This is a genomic window from Sorangium sp. So ce176, from assembly GCF_051519835.1.
Classification (GTDB): Bacteria; Myxococcota_A; Polyangia; order Polyangiales; family Polyangiaceae; genus Sorangium; species Sorangium cellulosum_G.
Genome location: NZ_CP150371.1, coordinates 1,155,959 through 1,177,414 on the forward strand (window position 1 = coordinate 1,155,959; position 21,456 = coordinate 1,177,414).

At 74.4% G+C, this 21,456-nt stretch carries 5 protein-coding genes; 4 read left to right on the plus strand and 1 reads right to left on the minus strand.

Features of this window, described 5'->3' with window-relative positions; translation table 11 throughout:
- Window positions 1-152: 152 nt before the first annotated feature.
- Window positions 153-2,792 carry an ATP-binding protein gene (locus tag WMF42_RS04345; protein WP_437690366.1) on the minus strand — a complete coding sequence of 880 codons (2,640 nt, stop codon included), beginning with the start codon at window positions 2,790-2,792 and terminating at the stop codon, window positions 153-155.
- A 217-nt stretch (window positions 2,793-3,009) separates the two neighbouring features.
- Here WMF42_RS04345 and WMF42_RS04350 point away from each other — a divergent pair, with 217 nt between their 5' ends.
- The 4 genes from WMF42_RS04350 (at window position 3,010) to WMF42_RS04365 (ending at window position 21,359) form a co-directional block, all read left to right on the plus strand.
- Window positions 3,010-3,780 carry an SDR family NAD(P)-dependent oxidoreductase gene (locus WMF42_RS04350; RefSeq protein ID WP_061608792.1) on the plus strand — a complete coding sequence of 257 codons (771 nt, stop codon included), beginning with the start codon at window positions 3,010-3,012 and terminating at the stop codon, window positions 3,778-3,780.
- Window positions 3,781-4,296: 516 nt separating this feature from the next.
- On the plus strand, window positions 4,297-5,946 hold the full coding sequence (locus WMF42_RS04355; RefSeq protein ID WP_061608791.1) for a PfaD family polyunsaturated fatty acid/polyketide biosynthesis protein: 1,650 nt from the start codon (window positions 4,297-4,299) through the stop codon (window positions 5,944-5,946).
- Window positions 5,947-5,973: 27 nt separating this feature from the next.
- Window positions 5,974-13,503, plus strand: a complete 7,530-nt coding sequence (locus tag WMF42_RS04360) for an SDR family NAD(P)-dependent oxidoreductase (protein ID WP_437690368.1) — start codon at window positions 5,974-5,976, stop codon at window positions 13,501-13,503.
- A gap of 11 nt (window positions 13,504-13,514) precedes the next feature.
- Entirely contained in the window at window positions 13,515-21,359 is a 7,845-nt protein-coding gene (locus WMF42_RS04365; RefSeq protein ID WP_437690370.1) for a beta-ketoacyl synthase N-terminal-like domain-containing protein, read from the plus strand.
- Window positions 21,360-21,456: the final 97 nt, after the last annotated feature.

A 21,456-nucleotide genomic window follows, 5' to 3' on the forward strand; every position in this document is an offset into this window, starting at 1 on the left:
GAGCGAACGTCATCCGCGCCCCCACGAAGGAAAACGAACCCCACGCGCGCCGTCGGGGCTCCCGGAGGAAGCGAGGACAGGCGCGCGAAGGTGCCTTCCCGACGTCGACGGTACGTAGCTCATTTCATTTTTGCAACAGGAAATTCCTGTCCTCAGCTCGCCCCGTCCGACGGCATCGCGGGCAGCCACAGGCGCACCGTGGTGCCCTCGCCGGGCTGGCTCTCGACGCGGATGTTGCCCTGGTGCTCCGTGATGAACCGGTGCGTCAGCGACAGCCCGAGTCCGGTCCCCTGTCCGGGCGGCTTCGTCGTGAAGAACGGCTCGAAGATGCGGCTCAGGTCCTCGGCGCGGATGCCGCAGCCGGTGTCGCGCACGTCGATCTCCACGCCATGGACCTCCCCGTGCGGGAACGGGCGAGCCCCGACGACGACCGCGCCGCCGTGGGGGCTCGCGTCGAGCGCGTTGCCGATCACGTTGAGCAAGGCGGAGTCGAGCTGCGACGTGTTGACGAGCACCGCGGGCAGCGCGGCGGCGCTGCTCGCCTCGAGGTGGACCCGGCGCTCGCGCGCCCGCGGCGCGGAGAGGTCGACCGCGCGGCGGAGCGCCTCGCGCACGTCGCACGGCTCCCGGCCGATCGGCTTGCCCCGCGCGTACTCGAGCAGCGCCGTCACGAGCTCCGAGCAGCGGTTCGCCTGCCGCTCGATGGTGGCGAGCACCTTCAGGAGCGCCGCCTCGTCAGGCAGGCCGTGCCCCCTCCGCTGCCGCCTGAGGAGGTGCTGGGCGTTCATCAGGATGACGGAGACCGGGTTGTTCATCTCGTGCGACATCCCCGCGACAAGCGTCCCTATCGCCGCCATCTTGCCCGCCTGGAGCAGCTCCTCCTGCGTCTCCGAGAGCCGCGCCAGCGCCGTCGCGAGCTCGCGGTTCTTCGCGGCGAGCTCCAGGTAGGCGCGGTGCAGCCGCTCGGCCGCGCGCACCCGCGCCCGGAGCTCCAGCGGGTCGAACGGCTTGCTCACGTAGTCGTCGGCGCCGACCTCGAGCCCCACCACGGCCTCCGCCCGGCTCGCCCTGGCCGTCAGCAGGAGGATCGGGATGTCCCGGAGCTCCGGATCCCCCTTGAGCCGGCCGACAAGCTCGAAGCCGTCCATCTCCGGCATCATCACGTCCGACACGACGACTTCGGGCCGCGCCGCCCTGATCGACTCGATCGCTTCCCGGCCGTTCGCCGCCAGCGTGACCTCGTGCTCGGGCGACAGGACGCTCTCCAGGTAAGAGGCCATGTCCGGGTTGTCCTCCACCACGAGCACCCGCGCGCGGGACGAGGGGTGCTCGCCCGCGCGCCGCTCGTCCCGCGCGCGCGGCGCCGGCTCCGCGGCGCAGGCCGACCTGCCAGGCGACCCCAGCGCCCTCAGCGCGTCCCGCGGCTCGTGCGACGCCGGCGCGTCCTGCGACGCCGGCGCCTCCTGCGCTCCCGCCGGCCCCGGCGCGCCGGCGGTCCTCGTCGCGCCCGCGCCCTCTGCGGCGCGCGGGAGGCGCACGAAGAAGCGGGAGCCGGTCCCGGGCTCGCTCTCCACGCCGGGCGCGCCGCCCATCAGCTCCGTGAGCTCCTTGACCAGCGACAGCCCGATCCCGGTCCCCTCGTGCTTGCGCGTCGCCGACGCGTCGATCTGCTGAAACTTCTGGAAGAGCAGGTGTCTCTTGTCCGCCGGGATGCCTGGGCCGGTGTCCTCGACGGAGAGCTCGAACATCGCGTCGAGCGTCCGCACGTCGACCGCGACGCGGCCTCCCGGCGGGGTGAACTTCAGCGCATTGCCCAGCAGGTTGAGCGCGATCTTCTCGAACTTGCGCCGGTCGAGGGCGACTGTCTGCAGCGCGGGATCCACCTGAATCGAGAGCTGGATCCCGCCGCGCTCCGCCGCGGGCCGCGCCTCTTCCACCATGTCCGCGACGAGCTGTCCGACGTCGACGGCCTCCCGGTGGATCTGCATCTTTCCGGCCTCGATCTTCTGGTAATCGAGGACGTCGTCGACGAGCCGGCGGAGCCGCCGCCCGCTGCGCTGGACGCGCTCCAGGTCCGCGCGCACCCGCGGCGAGAGCGGCTCGTCCGAGCTCGACAGGAGGGAGTCGATCGGACCGAGGATGAGCGAGAGCGGGGTCCGGAGCTCGTGGCTCATCACCGTGAGGAACTCTCCCTTGGCGCGGGCGGCGGCGTCCGCGGCCTCCTTGGCCTTCTGGAGCTCGATCTCCATCTGCTTGCGCTCGGTGATGTCGGCGTAGATCCCGAGCAGCCCCGTCACCTCGCCGCGCTCGTCGCGGAGGGGCACCTTGCTGGTGAGCAGCACCCGCCGCTGGCCGTCCGGGCGGAGCAGCGGCTCCTCGATGTCGAGCATCGGCGTGCCGCGCTCCATGACCTCCCGGTCGACCTTCACGAAGAACTCCACGTCGTTGCGCCTGCCCCACACGTCGAAGTCGGTCTTCCCGACGAGGTTCTCCAGGACCTTCGTATTCGTGTCGTTGAGGAAGTTCTGGTTTCCTCCGAGGAAGCGACCCTGGCGGTCCTTCCAGAAGATGGCGTGAGGGACATTGGCGATGACGTATTTGAGCACCGCCTGCTGCTGCTCCGGCCCGCCCCGCGCCTCCCGCGCCGGCCCCCGTTCGTCCGCCGCTGCGGCCGTGCTCGCCTGTGCCTCGGCTGGCCGTGCTGCCCCGGACGTTCGTGCCTTTGTGGCGTGGGTTCGACTGGCCGGGACGAGCTTGCTGATCTTGTCGGAGAGCCGGTAAAGACGTCGCATTGTCCGAGTCGCAGCCAAGCATAGGACGGGCGCGAGCGACCTCAAAGCTTCGCGGCGCAGGAACGCCGCCGAGCACGAGCGGTCGTGTCGCCGGCGCGCCGGCAGGCGGGCGCGGCGGCGCGCGGCCTCCACGACCTCGCCCGGCGGGCGGCCCGGCCGTCACCGCCTGCGGGCGCGCGTTTCCGCAGCGGCACCGCCGTGGTAGGGCGCCGTGCGCATGTCAGATCGAATCGCGCTCATCACCGGGGCGGCGTCGGGCATCGGCGCGGCGACCGCGCGGAGGCTGTCGCAGAGCGTGGGCGGCCTGGTCCTCGTCGACAGGAGCCGCGAGGCGCTCCACGCCCTGGCCGAGGAGCTCCGCGGGCCGGAGCTCTTGCTGCGGGACTGCGACGTGGGGAGCGAGCCCCCGTGGTCCGAGCTCGAGGAGGCCGTCGAGCGCCGCTTCGGCAGGCTCGACCATGTCGTCGCGAACGCCGGCGTCGCCCACGGCGCGCCGCTCGCGGAGACGTCCTTCGAGGACTGGCGGCGCGTCCTCTCCGCGAACCTCGACGGCGTCTTCCTGACGCTCCGCGCGGGCCTTCGCCTCCTCCGGAAGGCGGGCCAGGGCGGGACGGCGGTCGTCGTCTCCTCTGTCGCGGCGGTCAAGGCCGAGCCTGGCATCGGCGCGTACGCGGCCTCCAAGGCGGGCGCGGCGCAGCTCGTCCGCGTGGCGGCGAAGGAAGGCGCGCCCGACAGGATCCGCGTGAACGGCGTCTTGCCCGGCGGCGTCGAGACGCCGATATGGACCCAGACGCCCTTCTTCCAGGCGCTCGTGACAACCGCCGGGAGCGAGCGCGCCGCGTTCGACCAGATGGCCGCGATGGCGACGCCGCTCGGCCGCTACGCGACCGCCGACGAGATCGCCGGGATCATCGCCTTCCTGCTCTCGGACGCGTCGGCCACCATGACCGGCGCGCTCGTGGTCAGCGACGGCGGCTATTCGCTCTAGCGCTGCGGCGCGCGGCTCTCCCCTGGTTCATGAGAGAGTTTGAACCACAGAGGCACAGAGGGCACAGAGGTAGAGAAAGAGACAAGGAGAACAAGATTTCTCCTCTATATATATCTGTCTCTCCCCTCTGTGCCCTCTGTGCCTCTGTGGTTCAAATTCTCTCTTCACGTTCCTGACGTCTCGCCGCTGCCATCTCCCGTGTTCGAACGGCGCGCTCCCGCGCTGTCCGGCGCCCGGTGATCGACGCGGAGGCCCGCTGTCCGTGGATCCAATGAACGCGGAAAATTGAACTATCATCGTCCGCGTCCGGCGAACGGCGCGCGCCATCTTTTCGAAACAGAGGCGCAGCGCGTCACGACGGCGCGCGCCCGTGCAGGCCGAGGAAAGCGCTTTCATGACGCGATCAGGGGTCGAACGAGATCGGCCATCCACGTGGCTCCATGACCGAACCATTACCGCGCGGCGATCACCACGGATGTTATAGAGCGCGAGCTTGTCATTAGGAGGCAGCTCAGCATGGTAGAGAACCCGCAGGCACTCCGCGGCGCCGGACTCCAGCCCATCGGGATCTGGCGCAGCGGGCCTTGGCTCCCCGCGTTCACGTCGGCCGACCTGCGGGAGGCCGTGTCCTGCGTGCGCGAGCCGGTGCACGTGGTGCGCGAGACGCCGGAGGGGCGCGTCGGCGTGTCCCGCGGCGGCGCGGTCATCCGCGACGACCAGGTGAATGGAGTCCCCACGTTTCCGCTCCTCGGTACGCTGCCCGCGCTGTACCCGGAGTGGCTCGGAGACCGCTCCTTCCTCGAGGTCCACGGCCTGCGCTTCCCCTACGTGGCCGGCGCGATGGCGAACGGTATCCACACCACGCGGATCACCATCGCCATGGCGAAGGCCGGGATGATGGGGTTCTTCGGCGCCGCCGGCCTCGGGCTGCACCGGATCGAGCAGGCGGTCGACGAGATCATCGCCGCGCTCGGCACGGAGGGCCCCACCTGGGGCTGCAACCTCATCCACGCTCCGAACCAGCCGCGGCTGGAGAGCGACACAGTGGAGCTCTACCTGAGAAAGGGTGTCCGCCGGGCCGAGGCCGCCGCCTACATGGGCCTGAACCCGATGGTCGTGCGGTTCGCCTACAGCGGTGTCAGGCGCCTGCCCGACGGCCGGATCGACCGGAAGAACCACCTGTTCGCGAAGATCTCGCGCCCGGAGGTCGCCGCCCGCTTCCTCTCGCCGGCGCCCGCCGAGATCCTCGACACCTGCGTTCGCAACGGGTGGCTCACCCGCGACGAGGCGGAGCTCGCGCGGAGCCTCCCGGTCGCCGAGGACATCACCGTGGAGGCCGACTCCGGGGGTCACACCGACAACCAGCCCCTCGTGGCGCTGTTCCCGGTGATCCTCGGCGTCCGGGACGATCTCGCAGCGAAGCACGGCTATCAGCGCCCGATCCGCATCGGCGCCGCCGGCGGCCTCTCCACGCCGTCCACCGTGGCCGCGGCGTTCGCGCTCGGGGCCGCCTACGTGCTCACCGGCTCGGTCAACCAGGCGTGCGTCGAGTCGGGCCTGTCCGACGACGGCAAGAAGATGCTCGCCCAGGCCGACCTCCCGGATGTCGTCATGACGCCGGCCGCCGACATGTTCGAGCTCGGCGTGCAGGTCCAGGTGCTCAAGCGCGGCACGATGTTCGGCGTCCGCGCGCAGCGGCTCTACGACCTCTACGTCGCCCACGATTCCATCGAGTCGCTGCCCGCCGACGTGCGGGCGCGCGTCGAGCGAGAGATGTTCCAGATGTCGTGCGACGAGGTGTGGTCGGGCTGCGAGCGGTTCTTCGCGGAGCGCGACCCCGCCGAGCTCGAGCGCGCCGCGCGCGAGCCGAAGCACAAGATGGCGCTGATCTTCCGCTGGTATCTCGGCATGTCCAGCAAGTGGGCTATCGCCGGGGACCCGAAGCGCCGCGCCGATTACCAGATCTGGTGTGGCCCCGCCATGGGCGCGTTCAACCGCTGGGTCAAGGGGTCGTTCCTCGAGGACCCGCAGAACCGCTCCGTCGTCCAGGTCGCGCGCAACCTGCTCGAGGGCGCGGCCGTCGTCTCGCGCGCGCAGCAGCTACGGACGTACGGCGTCCCCGTGCCGAGCGCCGCCTTCAGCTTCACTCCCCGCCCGCTCGCCTGAGCGCCTGATCATCTGCTGAGGTCCTTCATGCACCCTTCGTCCTCCCGTATTCCGCCCATCGCAGTCGTCGGCGTGAGCGCCATCTTCCCCGGCTCGCTCGACGCTCACGGCTTCTGGCGCGACATCCTGGCTGGAACCGACCTCATCACCGACGTCCCGGAGACGCACTGGCTGGTCGAGGACTACTACGATCCCGACCCGTCCGCCCCCGACAAGACGTACGCGAAGCGCGGCGCCTTCCTGAAGAACGTGCCGTTCGATCCGCTGGAGTGGGGCGTGCCGCCGTCGATCGTGCCGGCGACGGACACGACGCAGCTCCTCGCGCTGATCGTGGCCAAGCGGGTGCTCGAGGACGCGGCGCAGGGGCAGTTCGAGTCGATGAACCGCGAGCGGATGAGCGTGATCCTCGGCGTCACCTCGGCGCAGGAGCTGCTCGCCTCGATGGTGAGCCGGATCCAGCGGCCGGTCTGGTCGAGGGCGCTCCGGGAGCTCGGGTATCCGGAGGACGAGGTGACGCGCGCCTGCGACGCGATCTCGGGCAAGTACGTGCCGTGGCAGGAGTCGAGCTTCCCGGGCCTGCTCGGCAACGTCGTGGCCGGGCGCATCGCGAACCGGCTCGACCTCGGCGGCACGAACTGCGTGACGGACGCGGCGTGCGCGTCGTCGCTGTCGGCGATGTCGATGGCGATGAACGAGCTCGCGCTCGGCCAGTCCGATCTCGTGATCGCGGGCGGCTGCGACACGATGAACGACGCCTTCATGTACATGTGCTTCAGCAAGACGCCGGCCCTGTCGCGGTCGGGCGACTGCCGCCCGTTCTCCGACAAGGCCGACGGCACGCTGCTCGGCGAGGGAATCGCCATGGTGGCGCTCAAGCGGCTCGACGACGCCGAGCGCGACGGGGACCGGGTGTACGCGGTGATCCGCGGGATCGGCTCGTCCTCGGACGGCCGGAGCAAGAGCGTGTATGCGCCGGTGCCGGAAGGGCAGGCGAAGGCGCTGCGCCGGACCTACGCGGCCGCCGGGTACGGCGCCGAGACCGTGGAGCTGATGGAGGCCCACGGCACCGGGACGAAGGCCGGCGACGCGGCCGAGTTCGAGGGGCTGCGCGTCATGTTCGACGAGTCGGGGCGCGCCGACAGGCAGTGGTGCGCGCTCGGCAGCGTGAAGTCGCAGATCGGCCACACCAAGGCGGCGGCCGGCGCGGCGGGGCTGTTCAAGGCGATCATGGCGCTGCACCACAAGGTGCTCCCGCCGACCATCAAGGTCGACAAGCCGAACCCGAAGCTCGAGATCGAAAAGACCGCTTTCTATCTGAACACCGAGGCGCGGCCGTGGATCCGCGCTTCCGACCACCCGCGGCGGGCGTCGGTGAGCTCGTTCGGGTTCGGCGGCTCGAACTTCCACGTCGCGCTGGAGGAGTACACGGGCCCGGCGCCGCGGGCGTGGCGGGTGCGGTCCGCGCCGGCGGAGCTCGTCCTCCTGTCGGCGGACACGCCGGCGGCGCTCGCGGATCGCGCGCGCGCGATGGCGAAGGCGGCGGAGACGCCCGAGATCCTGCGCTTCCTCGCGCGGGAGTCGGTGCTCTCGTTCGACGCGTCGAGGCCGGCGCGGCTCGGGCTGTGCGCGACGGACGAGGCGGATCTCGCGAGGAAGCTCGAGCAGGTCGCGGCGCACCTCGCGGCGAAGCCGGAGCAGGCGCTCGCGGCGCCGCTCGTGCACTGCGCGAGCGGCGAGGCGCCGGGGCAGGTGGCGTTCCTGTTCCCGGGGCAGGGGAGCCAGTACGTGGCGATGGGCGCCGACGTGCTGATGACGTTCGACGCGGCGCGCGCGGCGTGGGACGCGGCGGCGGGCGTGGCGATCGGGGACGCGCCGCTGCAGGAGGTGGTGTTCCCGCGGCCGGTGTTCTCGGACGAGGAGCGCCGGGCGCAGGAGGCGCGGCTGCGCGAGACGCGGTGGGCGCAGCCCGCGATCGGCGCGACGAGCCTCGCGCACCTCGGGCTGCTGGCGGCGCTCGGGGTGCGGGCCGACGCGTTCGCGGGCCACAGCTTCGGCGAGATCGCCGCGCTGCACGCGGCGGGCGCGCTGTCGGCCGCGGACCTCCTGCGCGTGGCGCGGCGGCGGGGCGAGCTGATGGGCGCCGCGTCGTCGGAGCGGGGCGCGATGATCGCTGTCCCGCGGGCGATCGACGAGGTGCGGGCGCTCGGGCTCGGCGACGTGGTTGTCGCGAACCACAACGGGCCGAAGCAGGTGGTGCTGTCGGGCTCGGTCGCGGCGATCGAGGCGGCGGAGCGGCGGCTCGGGGAGCTCGGGATCCAGGCGCGTCGCCTCGACGTGGCCGCGGCGTTCCACTCGCCGCTCGTGGCGGAGGCGAGCGCGCCGTTCCGCGAGTTCCTGGCGGGGATCGAGGTGGGGGCGCCGGCCGCGCCTGTGTACAGCAACGCGGAGGTCGAGCCGTACCCGGGCGGCGGCGACGGGGCGCGCGACCGGCTGGCGCGCCAGCTCGCGGAGCCGGTGCGGTTCGTGGAGCAGATCGAGCGGATGTACGCGGCCGGCGTGCGCACGTTCGTGGAGGTCGGCCCGGGGTCGGTGCTGACGAACCTGGTCGGCGACATCCTGAGCGGCCGGCCGCACCGCGCGGTGGCGCTCGACCGCAAGGGCAAGCACGGCGTGACGAGCCTGTTCGAGGCGGTGGCGCGGCTCGCCGTGGCCGGGGTCCCGGTGGACGCGCGCGTCCTCTGGGAGGGCTTCGCGGCGCCTGTCGACCCGCGGACGCTGCCGAAGCCGAAGCTGGCGCTGCCGATCAACGGCAGCAACTACGGCAAGCCGTACCCGCCGCAGGGCGGCGCGAAGGAGCTGCCGAAGGCGAGCGCGGCGCGGCCGGCGCAGAGGCCGGCGCCGGTGGCGAGCGCGGCGCGGCCGGCGGCGAGCGCGGCGGGGCCGACAGCGAAGGCGGCGGGGCCCGCAGGGAGCGCAGCGGCGCCGGCGGTGAGCACGGCGCGGCCGGCAGTGAGCGCGCCGCCGGTGGTGGCGAGCGCGCCGCGGCCGGCAGTGAGCGCGCCGCAGGTGGTGGTGAGCGCGCCGCGGCCGGCAGTGAGCGCGCCGCCGGTGGTGGTGAGCGCGTCGCAGCCGGCGGTGAGCGCGCCGCCGGTGGTGGTGAGCGCGCCCGCGCCGGCCGTCAGCGCGTCGTGGCTGGCTGCTTACCAGGAGGCGCAGCGCGCCACGGCGGAAGCCCACGGCGTGTACCAGCGCACGATGGCGGAGAGCCACATCGCCTTCTTGCAGGCGGCCGAGGCCTCCTTCGCAGGGCTCGCCGCGCTCGCGACCGGCGCGCCGTACACGGCCGCCGCGGCGGCGCCTGCGGCGCGGCCGGCGCCCATGCTGCTTGCGCCTGTGCATGCGGGGCCGATCTCGGAGGCGACCCTGGGCCATGCAGGGGCGCTGACGAGCAACGGCAGGGGCAGCGTGGGCCAGGACTACCTCCTCGGCGCGCGCGGGGAGCACCCTGCGGCGGTCGTGACCTCGGCGCCTGCGGCAGCAGCGAAGGTGACCGTCGCAGCGCCGGTGGCAGCGAAGGCGGCAACCGCAGCGCCGGCGCCCGCCGTGGCGGCGCCGGTGCGGGTCGCTGCGGCGCCCGACGCGGCAGCGAGCGCGAAGCCCGCGGCGCCCGCCGCGGCAACACAGGCGGCGGTGGCCGCGTCGGGGGTCGAGCTCGAGCGGCTGGTCCTCGAGGTCGTCGCGGACAAGACGGGGTACCCCGTCTCCATGCTCGGGCTGGAGATGGAGCTGGAGAGCGACCTCGGCATCGACAGCATCAAGCGGGTGGAGATCCTGTCGTCGGTCCGGGACCGCACGCCCGGGCTGTCGGAGGTGGACGCCTCGGCGCTGGCGCAGCTCCGCACGCTCGGCCAGGTCGTCGAGCACCTCCGCGCGTCGCTGCCTGCGGCGCCGGCAGCGACCGCTGTGAACTCGCCGGCCGCGGGCGCGAGGCCCGCCGTCGCCGCAGCGCCTGCCGTCGCTTCCGCGCCTGCGCCGGCTGCGTCCGCGGAGGTCGAGCGGGTGGTGATGGCTGTCGTGGCCGAGACGACGGGCTACCCGGCCGAGATGCTCGGGCTGCAGATGGAGCTGGAGAGCGATCTGGGCATCGACAGCATCAAGCGGGTGGAGATCCTGTCGGCGGTCCGCGATCGCACGCCCGGGCTGTCGGAGGTGGACGCCTCTGCGCTGGCGCAGCTCCGCACGCTCGGCCAGGTCGTCGATCATCTGCGCGCCTCGCTGCCCGCGGCGCCGGCGATGGCCGCCGTCGCCTCGCCCGTCGCGGCGCCTGCAGCGGCTGCTGCCGCGACACCCGCAGCGGCCGACGTCGAGCGGGTGGTGATGGCTGTCGTGGCCGAGACGACGGGCTACCCGGCCGAGATGCTCGGGCTGCAGATGGAGCTGGAGAGCGACCTCGGCATCGACAGCATCAAGCGGGTGGAGATCCTGTCGGCGGTCCGGGACCGCACGCCCGGGCTGTCGGAGGTGGACGCCGCTGCGCTGGCGCAGCTCCGCACGCTCGGTCAGGTCGTCGACCACCTCCGCGCGTCGCTGCCCGCGGCGCCGGCGGTGGTCGCCGTCGCCTCGCCCGTCGCGGCGCCTGCAGCGGCTGCTGCCACGGCGCCCGCAGCGGCCGACGTCGAGCGGGTGGTGATGGCTGTCGTGGCCGAGACGACGGGCTACCCGGCCGAGATGCTCGGGCTGCAGATGGAGCTGGAGAGCGATCTGGGCATCGACAGCATCAAGCGGGTGGAGATCCTGTCGGCGGTCCGGGACCGCACGCCCGGGCTGTCGGAGGTCGACGCCGCTGCGCTGGCGCAGCTCCGCACGCTCGGCCAGGTCGTCGACCACCTCCGCGCGTCGCTTCCCGCGGCGCCGGCAGCGGCCGCTGTGACATCGCCTGCCGCCGTGCCGGCAGCGGCCGCTGTGACGTCGCCTGCCGCGGCGCCCGCAGCGGCCGACGTCGAGCGGGTGGTGATGGCTGTCGTGGCCGAGACGACGGGCTACCCGGCCGAGATGCTCGGGCTGCAGATGGAGCTGGAGAGCGACCTCGGCATCGACAGCATCAAGCGGGTGGAGATCCTGTCGGCGGTCCGCGATCGCACGCCCGGGCTGTCGGAGGTCGACGCCGCCGCGCTGGCGCAGCTCCGCACGCTCGGCCAGGTCGTCGACCACCTCCGCGCGAACCTCGGCCCGGCCGCTGGCGCCCCCCCGGCCGTGCCCGTCGAGGACCCGGCCTCGACAACCGCGGACCTCGGCCGGTGGACGCTCGCCGCGGTCCCCGCGCCCGCCGCCGGCCTCGCGATGCCCGGCCTCTTCGACGCGGGCACCGTGGTGGTCACCGGCCACGACGCGATCGGCCCCGCGCTCGTCGCCGCCCTCGGGGCGCGCGGGATCGCGGCCGAGTACGCCCATGCCGTGCCCCGCGGCGCCCGCGGCGCCGTGTTCCTCGGCGGCCTGCGCGACTTCGCGACGGTCGACGAGGCGCTCGCCGTCCACCGCGAGGCGTTCCTGGCGGCTCAGGCGATCGCGGCGAGCCCGGCCCTGTTCGTCACGGTCCAGGACACCGGCGGCGACTTCGGCCTCTCCGGCTCGGACCGCGCCTGGACGGGCGGCCTGCCCGGCCTCGCGAAGACAGCGGCGCTCGAGTGGCCCGACGCGTCCTGCCGCGCCATCGACATCGAGCGCGCCGGGCGCCCCGCCGCCGAGCTCGCCGAGGACATCGCCACGGAGCTCTTCTCCGGCGGCGTCGAGCTCGAGATCGGCCTGCGCCCCGACGGCCGCCGCACCGCGCTGCGCAGCGTCCGTGAGGACGCGCAGCCCGGCCCGCTCCCCCTCGGGCCGTCCGACGTTGTCGTGGCGAGCGGCGGCGCCCGCGGCGTCACAGCGGCGACGCTGATCGCGCTCGCCAGGGCCAGCCGCGCGCGGTTCGCGCTGCTCGGGCGCACAGCGCTCGAGGACGACCCGGCCGCGTGCCGCGGCGTCGGCGGAGAGGCCGCGCTCAAGGCGGCGCTGGTCAAGGCGGCGGCCGCCGCGGGCCAGAAGGCGACCCCGGCGGAGATCGGCCGCCAGGTCGCGAGGATCCTCGCGAACCGCGAGGTCCGCGCGACGCTCGACGCGATCCGCGCGGCCGGCGGCGAGGCCCTCTACGTCTCGGCCGACGTGAACGACGCGCGGGCGGTGGCCGCGGCGCTCGGCGACGTGCGGCGCGCCTTCGGCCCCGTCACCGCCGTCGTCCACGGCGCAGGCGTGCTCGCCGACAAGCTCGTCGCCGAGAAGACGGTCGAGCAGCTCGACCGCGTGTTCAACACGAAGGTCGACGGCCTCCGGGCGCTGCTCGGCGCGACAGCGGGCGACCCGCTCAAGGCGATCGTCCTCTTCAGCTCGATCGCCGCGCGCAGCGGCAACAAGGGGCAGTGCGACTACGCGATGGCGAACGAGGTCCTGAACAAAGTCGCCGCCGCCGAGGCCGCGCGCCGCCCCGGCTGCGTGGTGAAGTCGCTCGGCTGGGGCCCCTGGCAGGGCGGCATGGTGAACGCGGCGCTCGAGGCGCACTTCGCGCAGCTCGGCGTGCCGCTCATCCCGCTCGCGGCGGGCGCGCGGATGCTGATCGACGAGCTCTGCGACGGCCCGGGCGTCGCCTCGCCCCGCGCGGTCGAGGTCGTGCTCGGCGCGGCGCCGACGACCCTCGCGGCCCCCGAGCACGGCCGGCGGGTCGCGCTCGCCGTCCGCGCCGACCGCGCGACGCACCCGTACCTCGCCGATCACGCCATCAACGGCGTCCCCGTCGTGCCGGTGGTGATCGCGCTCGAGTGGTTCGCCCGCGCGGCGCGCGCGTGCCGGCCGGATCTCGTCGTGACCCAGTTCCGCGACGTGCGGGTCCTGCGCGGGATCAAGCTCGCGGCGTACGAGTCGGGCGGCGAGGTGTTCCGCGTCGACTGCCGCGAGGTGACCAACGGCCACGGCGCGGTGCTCGCGGCCGAGCTGCGCGGGCCGCAGGGGGCGCTGCACTACGCGGCGACCATCGAGATGCGGCCGCTCGCCGATCGCGTGGCCCCGAAGGGCCCCGCCGCGCCGTCGCTCGGCCCCTGGGACGGCGGCGACGACCTGTACGACGGCCACACGCTCTTCCACGGCCGCGACTTCCAGGTGATCCGGCGGCTCGACGGCGTGAGCCGCGAGGGCATCGCGGGGACTGTCGTGGGCCTGCGCGAGGCCGGCTGGGTGGCCCAGCCGTGGAAGACCGATCCGGCGGCGCTCGACGGCGGGCTGCAGCTCGCGACGCTGTGGACGCAGCACGTGCTCGGCGGCGCGGCGCTCCCGATGTCCGTGGGCGCGCTGCACACCTTCGCCGAGGGCCCGTCCGAGGGCCCGCTGCGCGCGGTGGTGCGCGGGCAGATCGTGGCCCGCGACCGCACGAAGGCGGACATCGCGTTCGTCGACCGCGACGGCACGCTTGTCGCCGAGCTGCGCGACGTGCAGTACGTCCTCCGCCCCGACGCGGCGCGCGGCCAGGCGTGATCGAGGACCCCGTGTTCGAGCCCATCGCCATCGTCGGCCGCGGGTGCGTCCTGCCGGGCGCGCTCCACCCCGCCGCCCTCTGGGACAACGTGCTCGCGGGCAGGGACCTCCTGTCCGCCGCCCCCGAGGGCCGCTGGCGGCTCTCGCGCGAGCGCGCGGTCGTCAGCGACCCGCGCGACGCGAAGGACCGCGCGTGGAGCGACCGCGGCGGCTACGTCAACGGGTTCGACGAGCACTTCCGCCGCGTGCTCGCCCGCGACCCGCTCCCGCGGCGCGGCGGCCCGCCCGAGGCCCTGCTCGCGCTCGACCCGCTCTTCCAGTGGGTGCTCTACGCGGGCCGCGAGGCGCTGCGCGAGGCCGGCCACGAGGGCCGGTCCGACCGCGCGGGCGCGGTGCTCGGCAACCTCTCGTTCCCCTCGTCGGCGATGTCCGCGTGGGCCGAGTCGACGTGGCTCGGCGACCTCGCCGGCGTCCCGCGGCCCGATCCGCGCAACCGGTTCATGTCGGGGCTGCCCGCCCACCTGCTCGCCGACGTGCTCGGCCTCGGGGCCGGGGCGTTCGCGCTCGACGCCGCGTGCGCGTCGTCGCTGTACGCGATCGCGCACGCCTGCGAGCGCCTCCAGCACGGCGAGGCCGATCGGATGCTCGCCGGCGCTGTGTGCCGGTCGGACGATCTCTTCATCCACATCGGCTTCTGCGCGCTGTCGGCCATGAGCCGCACCGGCCGCAGCCGCCCGTTCTCGTCCGAGGCCGACGGCCTCGTCCCGGCGGAGGGCGCGGCGTTCGTGGTGCTGGAGCGCCTGTCCGACGCCGAGGCCGCGGGCAAGCCCATCCTCGGCGTGATCCGCGGCGTCGGCCTGTCGAACGACGGCCGCGGCCGCGGCCTGCTCGCGCCGGCTGTCGAGGGCCAGCTCCGCGCGATGCGGGCCGCGTACGCCATGGCCGGCGTCGATCCCCGCGACGTCTCGCTGCTCGAGTGCCACGCGACGGGCACCCCCCTCGGCGACGCGACCGAGATCGCCACGCTCACCGAGATGTTCGGCCGCCGCGAGGTCCCGCTCGGCTCGCTCAAGTCGAACCTCGGCCACCTCGTCACGACGGCGGGCGCGGCCGGGCTCCTCAAGCTGCTCGGCGCCATGGCGGCGGGGGTCCGCCCGCCCACGCTGCACGCGGATCCGCTGAGCGACGCTGTCGCAGCGAGCCCGTTCCGGGTGCTGCAGCGGGCCGAGCCCTGGGAGGGGCGGCGCCTGGCGGGCCTGTCGGCGTTCGGGTTCGGCGGCAACAACGCCCACCTCCTCGTCGAGGCGTACGAGCCCGCCTCGCCGCCGGCCCGCGCCGGCGCCGCGCCGCGCCGCGAGGCCTCGCGCGCCGCGCCCGCGCGCTCCGCCCCGGCGGGGCACCTCGCCGTCGTGGCGATGGGCCTTTGCGTCGGTGAGCTCAGCGGCGTCCCGGCGTTCGCGGAGGCGCTCCTCTCGGGCGGCGGCGCGGATCCCCGCCGCGCGACCGTCGCGTTGCCCGCGGATCGGCTCCGGTTCCCGCCGCGCGATCTGCAGCAGGCGCTCGCGCAGCAGACGCTGCTGCTCGAGGCGGCGATCGAGGCGACCGCGGGCCTCTCGCTGCCGCGCGACCGCACCGCGGTGCTCATCGGCATGGGCGCCGACACCGAGGTGTGCCGGTACATGGCGCGCTGGCGGCTCGCCGAGACGGCGCCAGCGCGGCTCGGTCCCTCGGTCGACGTCGGCGCGCTGCAGGACGCGGTGATCCCTGCGCTCCAGGCGGCTGGCGTCGTCGGCAACATGCCGAACATCCCGGCGAACCGGCTGAACAGCCAGCTCGACGTCGGTGGGCCGTCGTTCACTGTCGCGGCCGAGGAGCTCTCCGGGCCGTGGGCGCTTCGCATCGCGGGGAGCGCCCTGCGCACCGGCGCCGTGGACGCCGCGATCGTCGGCGCGGTGGACCTCTCGTGCGAGCCGGCCCACGTGGCCGCGCTCGAGGCGCTCGGCGTCCGCTTGCCGCCCGGCGACGCGGCGGTCGTGCTCGTTGTCGAGCGCCTCGACGACGCCGTCCGCCAGCGGCACCCGGTCCTCGCCGTGGTCCTCGACGAGCCGGCCGACCCTGGCCTCGTCCTGTCGGCCACGGACCTCGCGCCGCGGTTCGGCCACGCGCACGCCGCCTCCGGCCTGCTGCACGTCGCGGCCGCGGTGCTCGCCTGCCGCCATGCCCGCAAGCCCGACGGGGCGCCGTGGGCCGACGACGTCCGCGTCGCCGAGGTCCGCTGCGCCGGCCTCGGCGGGGGCTCGCTGTCGGTCCGCATCGGGGCCGGCGGTCCGGCTGCGCCCCTGCCGCCGCCGCGGCCTTCGGAGGGGCCGAAGCTCACGTTTCCCGCCCACCCGCCGGCGATCGTCGTGCCCGGCGCGGCCTCCTGCTCATCTCCCGGAGACTCCATGGAACCTGCGCCGCCTCTGCCGTCCGCCCTCGACGACCTGCCGCCGCTGTACCCCGGCCCGACGGGCTTCTCCGCCGCGGAGGATCTCCCGGCGCTGTCCCCGGACGAGCCCTTCCGGGCGGCGCCGGCGCCCGTCGCATCGCCTGCCGCGGGCGTCGCACACGAGCCGCTGTGGGCGGCGCCGGCGCTCGTCGCGTCGACCGCCGCGGAGGTCGTCGACTGCGAGCCGCTGCAGGTGGCGCCGGCGATCGTCGCTCCTGCTGCGGGCATCCCGGGCGACGTCGTCGCCGGCGCGGCGGCGTTCACCGTGCAGCTCGCGCGGCTTCACCAGGAGTGGGTGGAGCAGCAGGCGCAGGTCCACCGCCGGTTCTTGCAGATGCGGCAGCGCGCGCTGGACACGCTCGTCCACGCGTCGTCGGGCGCGCTCGCGACGGTGCAGGCGGCCCCCGCGGCGCAGGTCTCGCGCGTCGCGCCGCTCCTCGCAGAGGCGCCGCGCCCCGTCGACGCGCCGCGCCCCGCCACGGCGCCGCAGCCTTCGCCGATCCTCGCGGACGCGCCGCGCCTCGCCCGCGCCGAGGCGCCGCGCCCGATCGCGGCGCCGCCGCCCGCGCCGCGCCCCGCCGAGCCGCCGCGCCCCGCCGCGCTTCCCGAGCGCCCCGCCACGACCGCCCTCGCGCCGAAGGGCCCCCGGTTCAGCCGCGAGCAGCTCGAGCAGCTCGCCTCGGGCCGGATCTCCGACGTGTTCGGCCCGCTCTTCGCCCAGCAGGACGGCTACCGCCGCCAGGTGCGCATGCCCATGCCGCCGCTGCTGCTCGCCGATCGGGTCACCGGGATCGACGCCGAGCCCGGCTCGATGAAGCTCGGCACGATGTGGACCGAGACCGACGTGCGGTGGGACTCCTGGTACCTGCACGACGGCGCGATGCCGGCCGGCATCATGATCGAGAGCGGCCAGGCCGACCTGCTGCTCATCAGCTGGCTCGGCGCCGACTTCGAGAACCGGGGCGAGCGCGTCTACCGGCTGCTCGGCTGCGAGCTCACCTTCTACGGCGGCCTGCCGCGCCCGGGCGACACGCTCGTCTACGACATCCACGTCGACGGGCACGCGAAGCACGGCGACGTCCGCCTGTTCTTCTTCCACTATGACTGCCACATCGGCGGCGAGCTGCGGCTGAAGACCCGCAAGGGCCAGGCCGGCTTCTTCACCGACGAGGAGCTCGCGGACTCCGGCGGCGTCCTCTGGGACGCCGAGACCGCCGAGCCCGCGGCGGCGGCTCGCCTCGATCCCCCGCGGATCCCGTGCCAGAAGCCCGCGTTCGATCGCGCCGACATCCTCGCGTTCGCGGCCGGCGACGGCGCGGCGGCGTTCGGCCCCGGCTTCGAGCGCCTGCGCACCCACGTCCAGACGCCGCGGATCAGCGCGCCGCCGATGCTGTTCTTCGACAGCGTCGACGTGTTCGACCCGGCGGGGGGCCCGTGGAAGCGCGGCTACCTCAGGGCCACGCTGCCGATCACGAAGGACGGCTGGTACTTCGAGGGCCACTTCAAGGACGACCCGTGCATGCCGGGCACGCTCATGTTCGAGGGCTGCCTGCAGGCGCTCGCGTTTTACATGGCGGCGATGGGCTTCACGGTGGACGGGGACGGCTTCCGTTTCGAGCCCGTGCCCGAGATCCCCTACCTGCTGCGCTGCCGCGGCCAGGTGGTCCCGTCGAGCCGGCTGCTCACGTACGAGGTCTTCATCGAGGAGGTGCACGACGGCCCGCGCCCCACGGTGGTTGCGGACTTCCTCTGCACTGTCGACGGCCTCAAGGCGTTCCACGCCCGCCGCGTGGGCCTGCGCCTGAGCCCCGACTGGCCGCTGACGAGCCATCCGGAGCTGCTCGACGGTCACGTCGAGCCGAAGCCGGTCGCGCGCGTCCCCTGGTCCGAGCTGGGGGCTGCGGCCCCTGGCGGCGCCGCGTCGGGCGCGTCGCCTGCGTCGGCGGCCGGCGGCTTCCCGTTCGACTACAGGAGCCTGCTCTCGTGCGCCTGGGGCCGGCCGTCGGACGCGTTCGGCCCGCTGTACCGCCGGTTCGACGAGGGCCAGCACGTCGCCCGGCTCCCGGGGCCGCCGTACCACTTCATGAGCCGGGTCCTCTCGGTCTCGAGCCCCATGGCGGCGATGAAGGCCGGCGCGAAGGTCGAGGTCGAGTACGACGTCCCGGAGGACGCCTGGTACTTCGACGAGAACGCGAGCCTCACGATGCCGTTCGCGGTGGTGCTCGAGGCCGCGCTCCAGACGTGCGGCTGGCTCGCGAGCTACGTCGGCTGCGCGCTCTCGTCCGAGAACGCGCTGTACTTCCGCAACCTCGACGGCAAGGGCACGCTCCACGCCGAGGTCCTCCCGTCCGCGGGCGCGCTGCGCACGACGTCGCAGCTCACGAGCATCTCGCGCTCGGGCGGCATGATCATCCTCGCGTTCCGGGTCGAGTGCAGCGTCGGCGGCGCCCGGGTGTACGACCTCGACACGGTGTTCGGCTTCTTCCCGAAGGCCGCGCTCGCCACGCAGGTCGGCCTCCCGCCGAAGCCCGAGGAGCTCGCCGCGCTCGAGGCCCCGTCCGATTTTGAGGTCGATCTCCGCGAGCGCCCCGCGCGGTACTGCGGCGGCAAGCTCGGGCTCGCGCGGCCGTCGCTGCTGATGATCGACAGCGTCGACGGCCTGTGGGAGGCCGGCGGCCGGAAGGGCCTGGGCCGCGTCCGCGCGCAGCGGGACGTGCACGCGTCGGAGTGGTTCTTCAAGGCCCATTTCCTGGGCGATCCGGTGCAACCCGGCTCGCTCGGCATCGAGGCGATGCTGCAGACGATCCAGTTCTGGATGCTGCACCATGACCTCCACGCGGGCCTCCGCGACCCGCGGTTCGAGCCGGTGATGACCGGGCACGAGCACGCCTGGCGGTACCGCGGCCAGGTGCTGCCGGGCAGCCGCCGGGTGACGGTCGAGACCGACATCCTCGAGGTCGGCCGCGACGACAGCGGGCCGTACGTCATCGCCGAGTCGTACCTGTGGGTGGACGGCCTTCGCATCTACGGCGCGACGCTCGGGGTGCGGATCGTCGACGGCGCCTCCCCCCGCGCGCGGCGCGACGTCGGCTTCGACGTGCGCGGCAACGCGCGCCGCCTCGCGTCGCTCCCGGGCGCCGTCCACCGGAGCGCGCGGCTTCAGGGGCCCGCGGGCCGAGGCGCTGCGTCGCTGGATCCCGCGGACCGAGCCGCTGCGTCGCTGCCGGCCGACGACGCCGAGGAGGTGCTGGATCCGGACGGGTGGGTGGCCGATCACCGCCCCACCTGGGCGCTCCCGGCGCTCCCCGGGATGAGCATGGTCGACCGGCTGGCCGGCGCCGCCTTGCGGGCGCGCCCTGGCAGCGTGGTCGTGGCGGTGGAGGACGTCGTGGTGCAGCGCTGGCTGCCCGTGCCGGGGCCGGTGCGCATCAAGGCCGAGGCCAGCGGCTCCGGCGATGTCCTCGACGTCCGGCTCCTCGCGTGGCGCGAGGCCTCGAACCCGGCGCTCTCGCGGTTCGAGCCCGTGTGCACCGGCCGCGTGCGCGTGGCCGGCGCGTACCCGCCCGCCCCTGCGCCGGAGCCTGCGCTGGACGGGCCGGAGGCGGACGACCCCTACGCGGCGGGCACGCTGTTCCACGGCCCGGCGTTCCAGTACCTGACGGCGCTGCGGCTCGGCGCGCGCGGCGCGTCGGCGACGCTCGATCCCCGCAAGGGCTCGGTGCCTCCCGGGGCGCTGCACCAGGGCATGCTCGACGCGCTCACGCACACGATCCCGCACGACCGGCTCTCCCTGTGGGATCCGGGGTGCCCGCCGGCCCAGATCGCGTTCCCGTCGCGCATCCCGTCGCTGCGCCTGTTCGGGCCGGCGCCCGAGGGGCCGGTGCGCGTCGAGGTGCGCTACGAGGGCCGCGACGATCGCTTCGTCTCGTTCCGGGTTCAGGCCATCGCGCAGGCCGAGCCCGCCGCCGGAGCCGGGGCCGCGGCTGGCGCGGCGTCGGGGGCTGGAGAGCGCGTGTGGCTCGAGCTGCATCTGGTCGAGGTGCTGCTCCCGCAGGGCCCGATCGGCGGCGCGCCGCCCGGGATCCGCCGGGCGTTCCTGCGCGACCGCGCGCCTGTCGAGCTCGGTGTCTCGCGCGTCGACGCGGCGTCGGGCGAGACACGCTGCGGCCCTGCGGACGTGCGCACGATGGACTGGATGCCGGGCACGGTGGCGGAGCTCTACGCCGCGTCGGGCGATCTCGTCGAGGCGGCGGCGGTGAAGGACCACGTCGCGCGGCGCGCGGGCGTGCACCCGTCGACCGTCTCGCTCTCCGGGATCTCCTTGGCGCAGCCGCTGACGCGCTGGCCCTTCACGGTGGCGCGCGAGGGCTCCGAGGTCGTCGTCCGCGCCGCCGGCGCGCCCGCGATCGACCTCGAGCCGGTCCGCCGCTACTGGGGCGCGGCCATGGGCCTCGGCCGCTGGCCCGCGGAGGACCTGTATTTCGGCCTGATCGAGCGGTTCATCCGCCGCGTGCACGTCGTCGACCCCGCGGCGTTCCGCGCGGTGAAGGGCCGGAGCCTGCTTTACCTGGGCAACCACCAGGTCGGCGTGGAGTCGCTGCTGTTCGGCATCGCCGTGTCCGGCCTCACGGAGGTCTCCACGGTGACGCTGGCCAAGGCCGAGCACAGGGCGACGTGGCTCGGCACGCTGCTCGCGCACTGCTTCGCGTACCCGGGCGCGCGCGATCCGAAGGTGATCACGTACTTCGACCGCGAGGACAAGGCTTCGCTCGGGGGCATCATCGCGGAGCTCGGGGCCGAGATGCAGGGGGCAGGCAAGGGGGTGATGGTGCACGTCGAGGGCACGCGGTCGATCGAGTGCCGCACGCCCGTGCGCAAGATGAGCGGCGCGTTCATCGACATGGCGCTCGCGGCGGGCGTCCCGGTGGTGCCGGTGCGCTTCACCGGCGCGCTGCCCCCGGAGCCGCTCGACAGGCGGCTCGAGTTCCCGCTCGGCATGGGCGTGCAGGACATCTGGATCGGCCGCCCGTTCCTCCCCGAGGATCTCGCCGGTCTGACCTACAAGGACCGCAAGGATCTCGTGATCAGCGGCATCAACGGGCTCGGCCCGAGCAGCGCGGTCGAGCAGCCGTTCCCCGGGGATCCTGCGTTCGCTGCGTCGGTGGACGCCTGGGTGGCGGAGGCGGGCGTCGCGCACGAGGACGCGACGATCCTCCGGGTGCTGGAGGCCTGCGCCGACCCGACGCCCGAGACGGCCGCGATCCTGGAGGCCGCGCGCACCGGGCGGCTCGTGCCGCCCGACGCGCGGCGCGCCGACTGGCTGCGCAAGCTGGCGGCGCGGCTCGTCGGGAGGCGGCTCCTGGGGTGAGCCGGCTCGGCTCTCCCCGCGCCCGCACCCGCTCTCCGTCGACCTGATGGTCGGGCTCGAGCGGGTCCAGCAGCCCCGGCACGAACGCAGGGGAGAC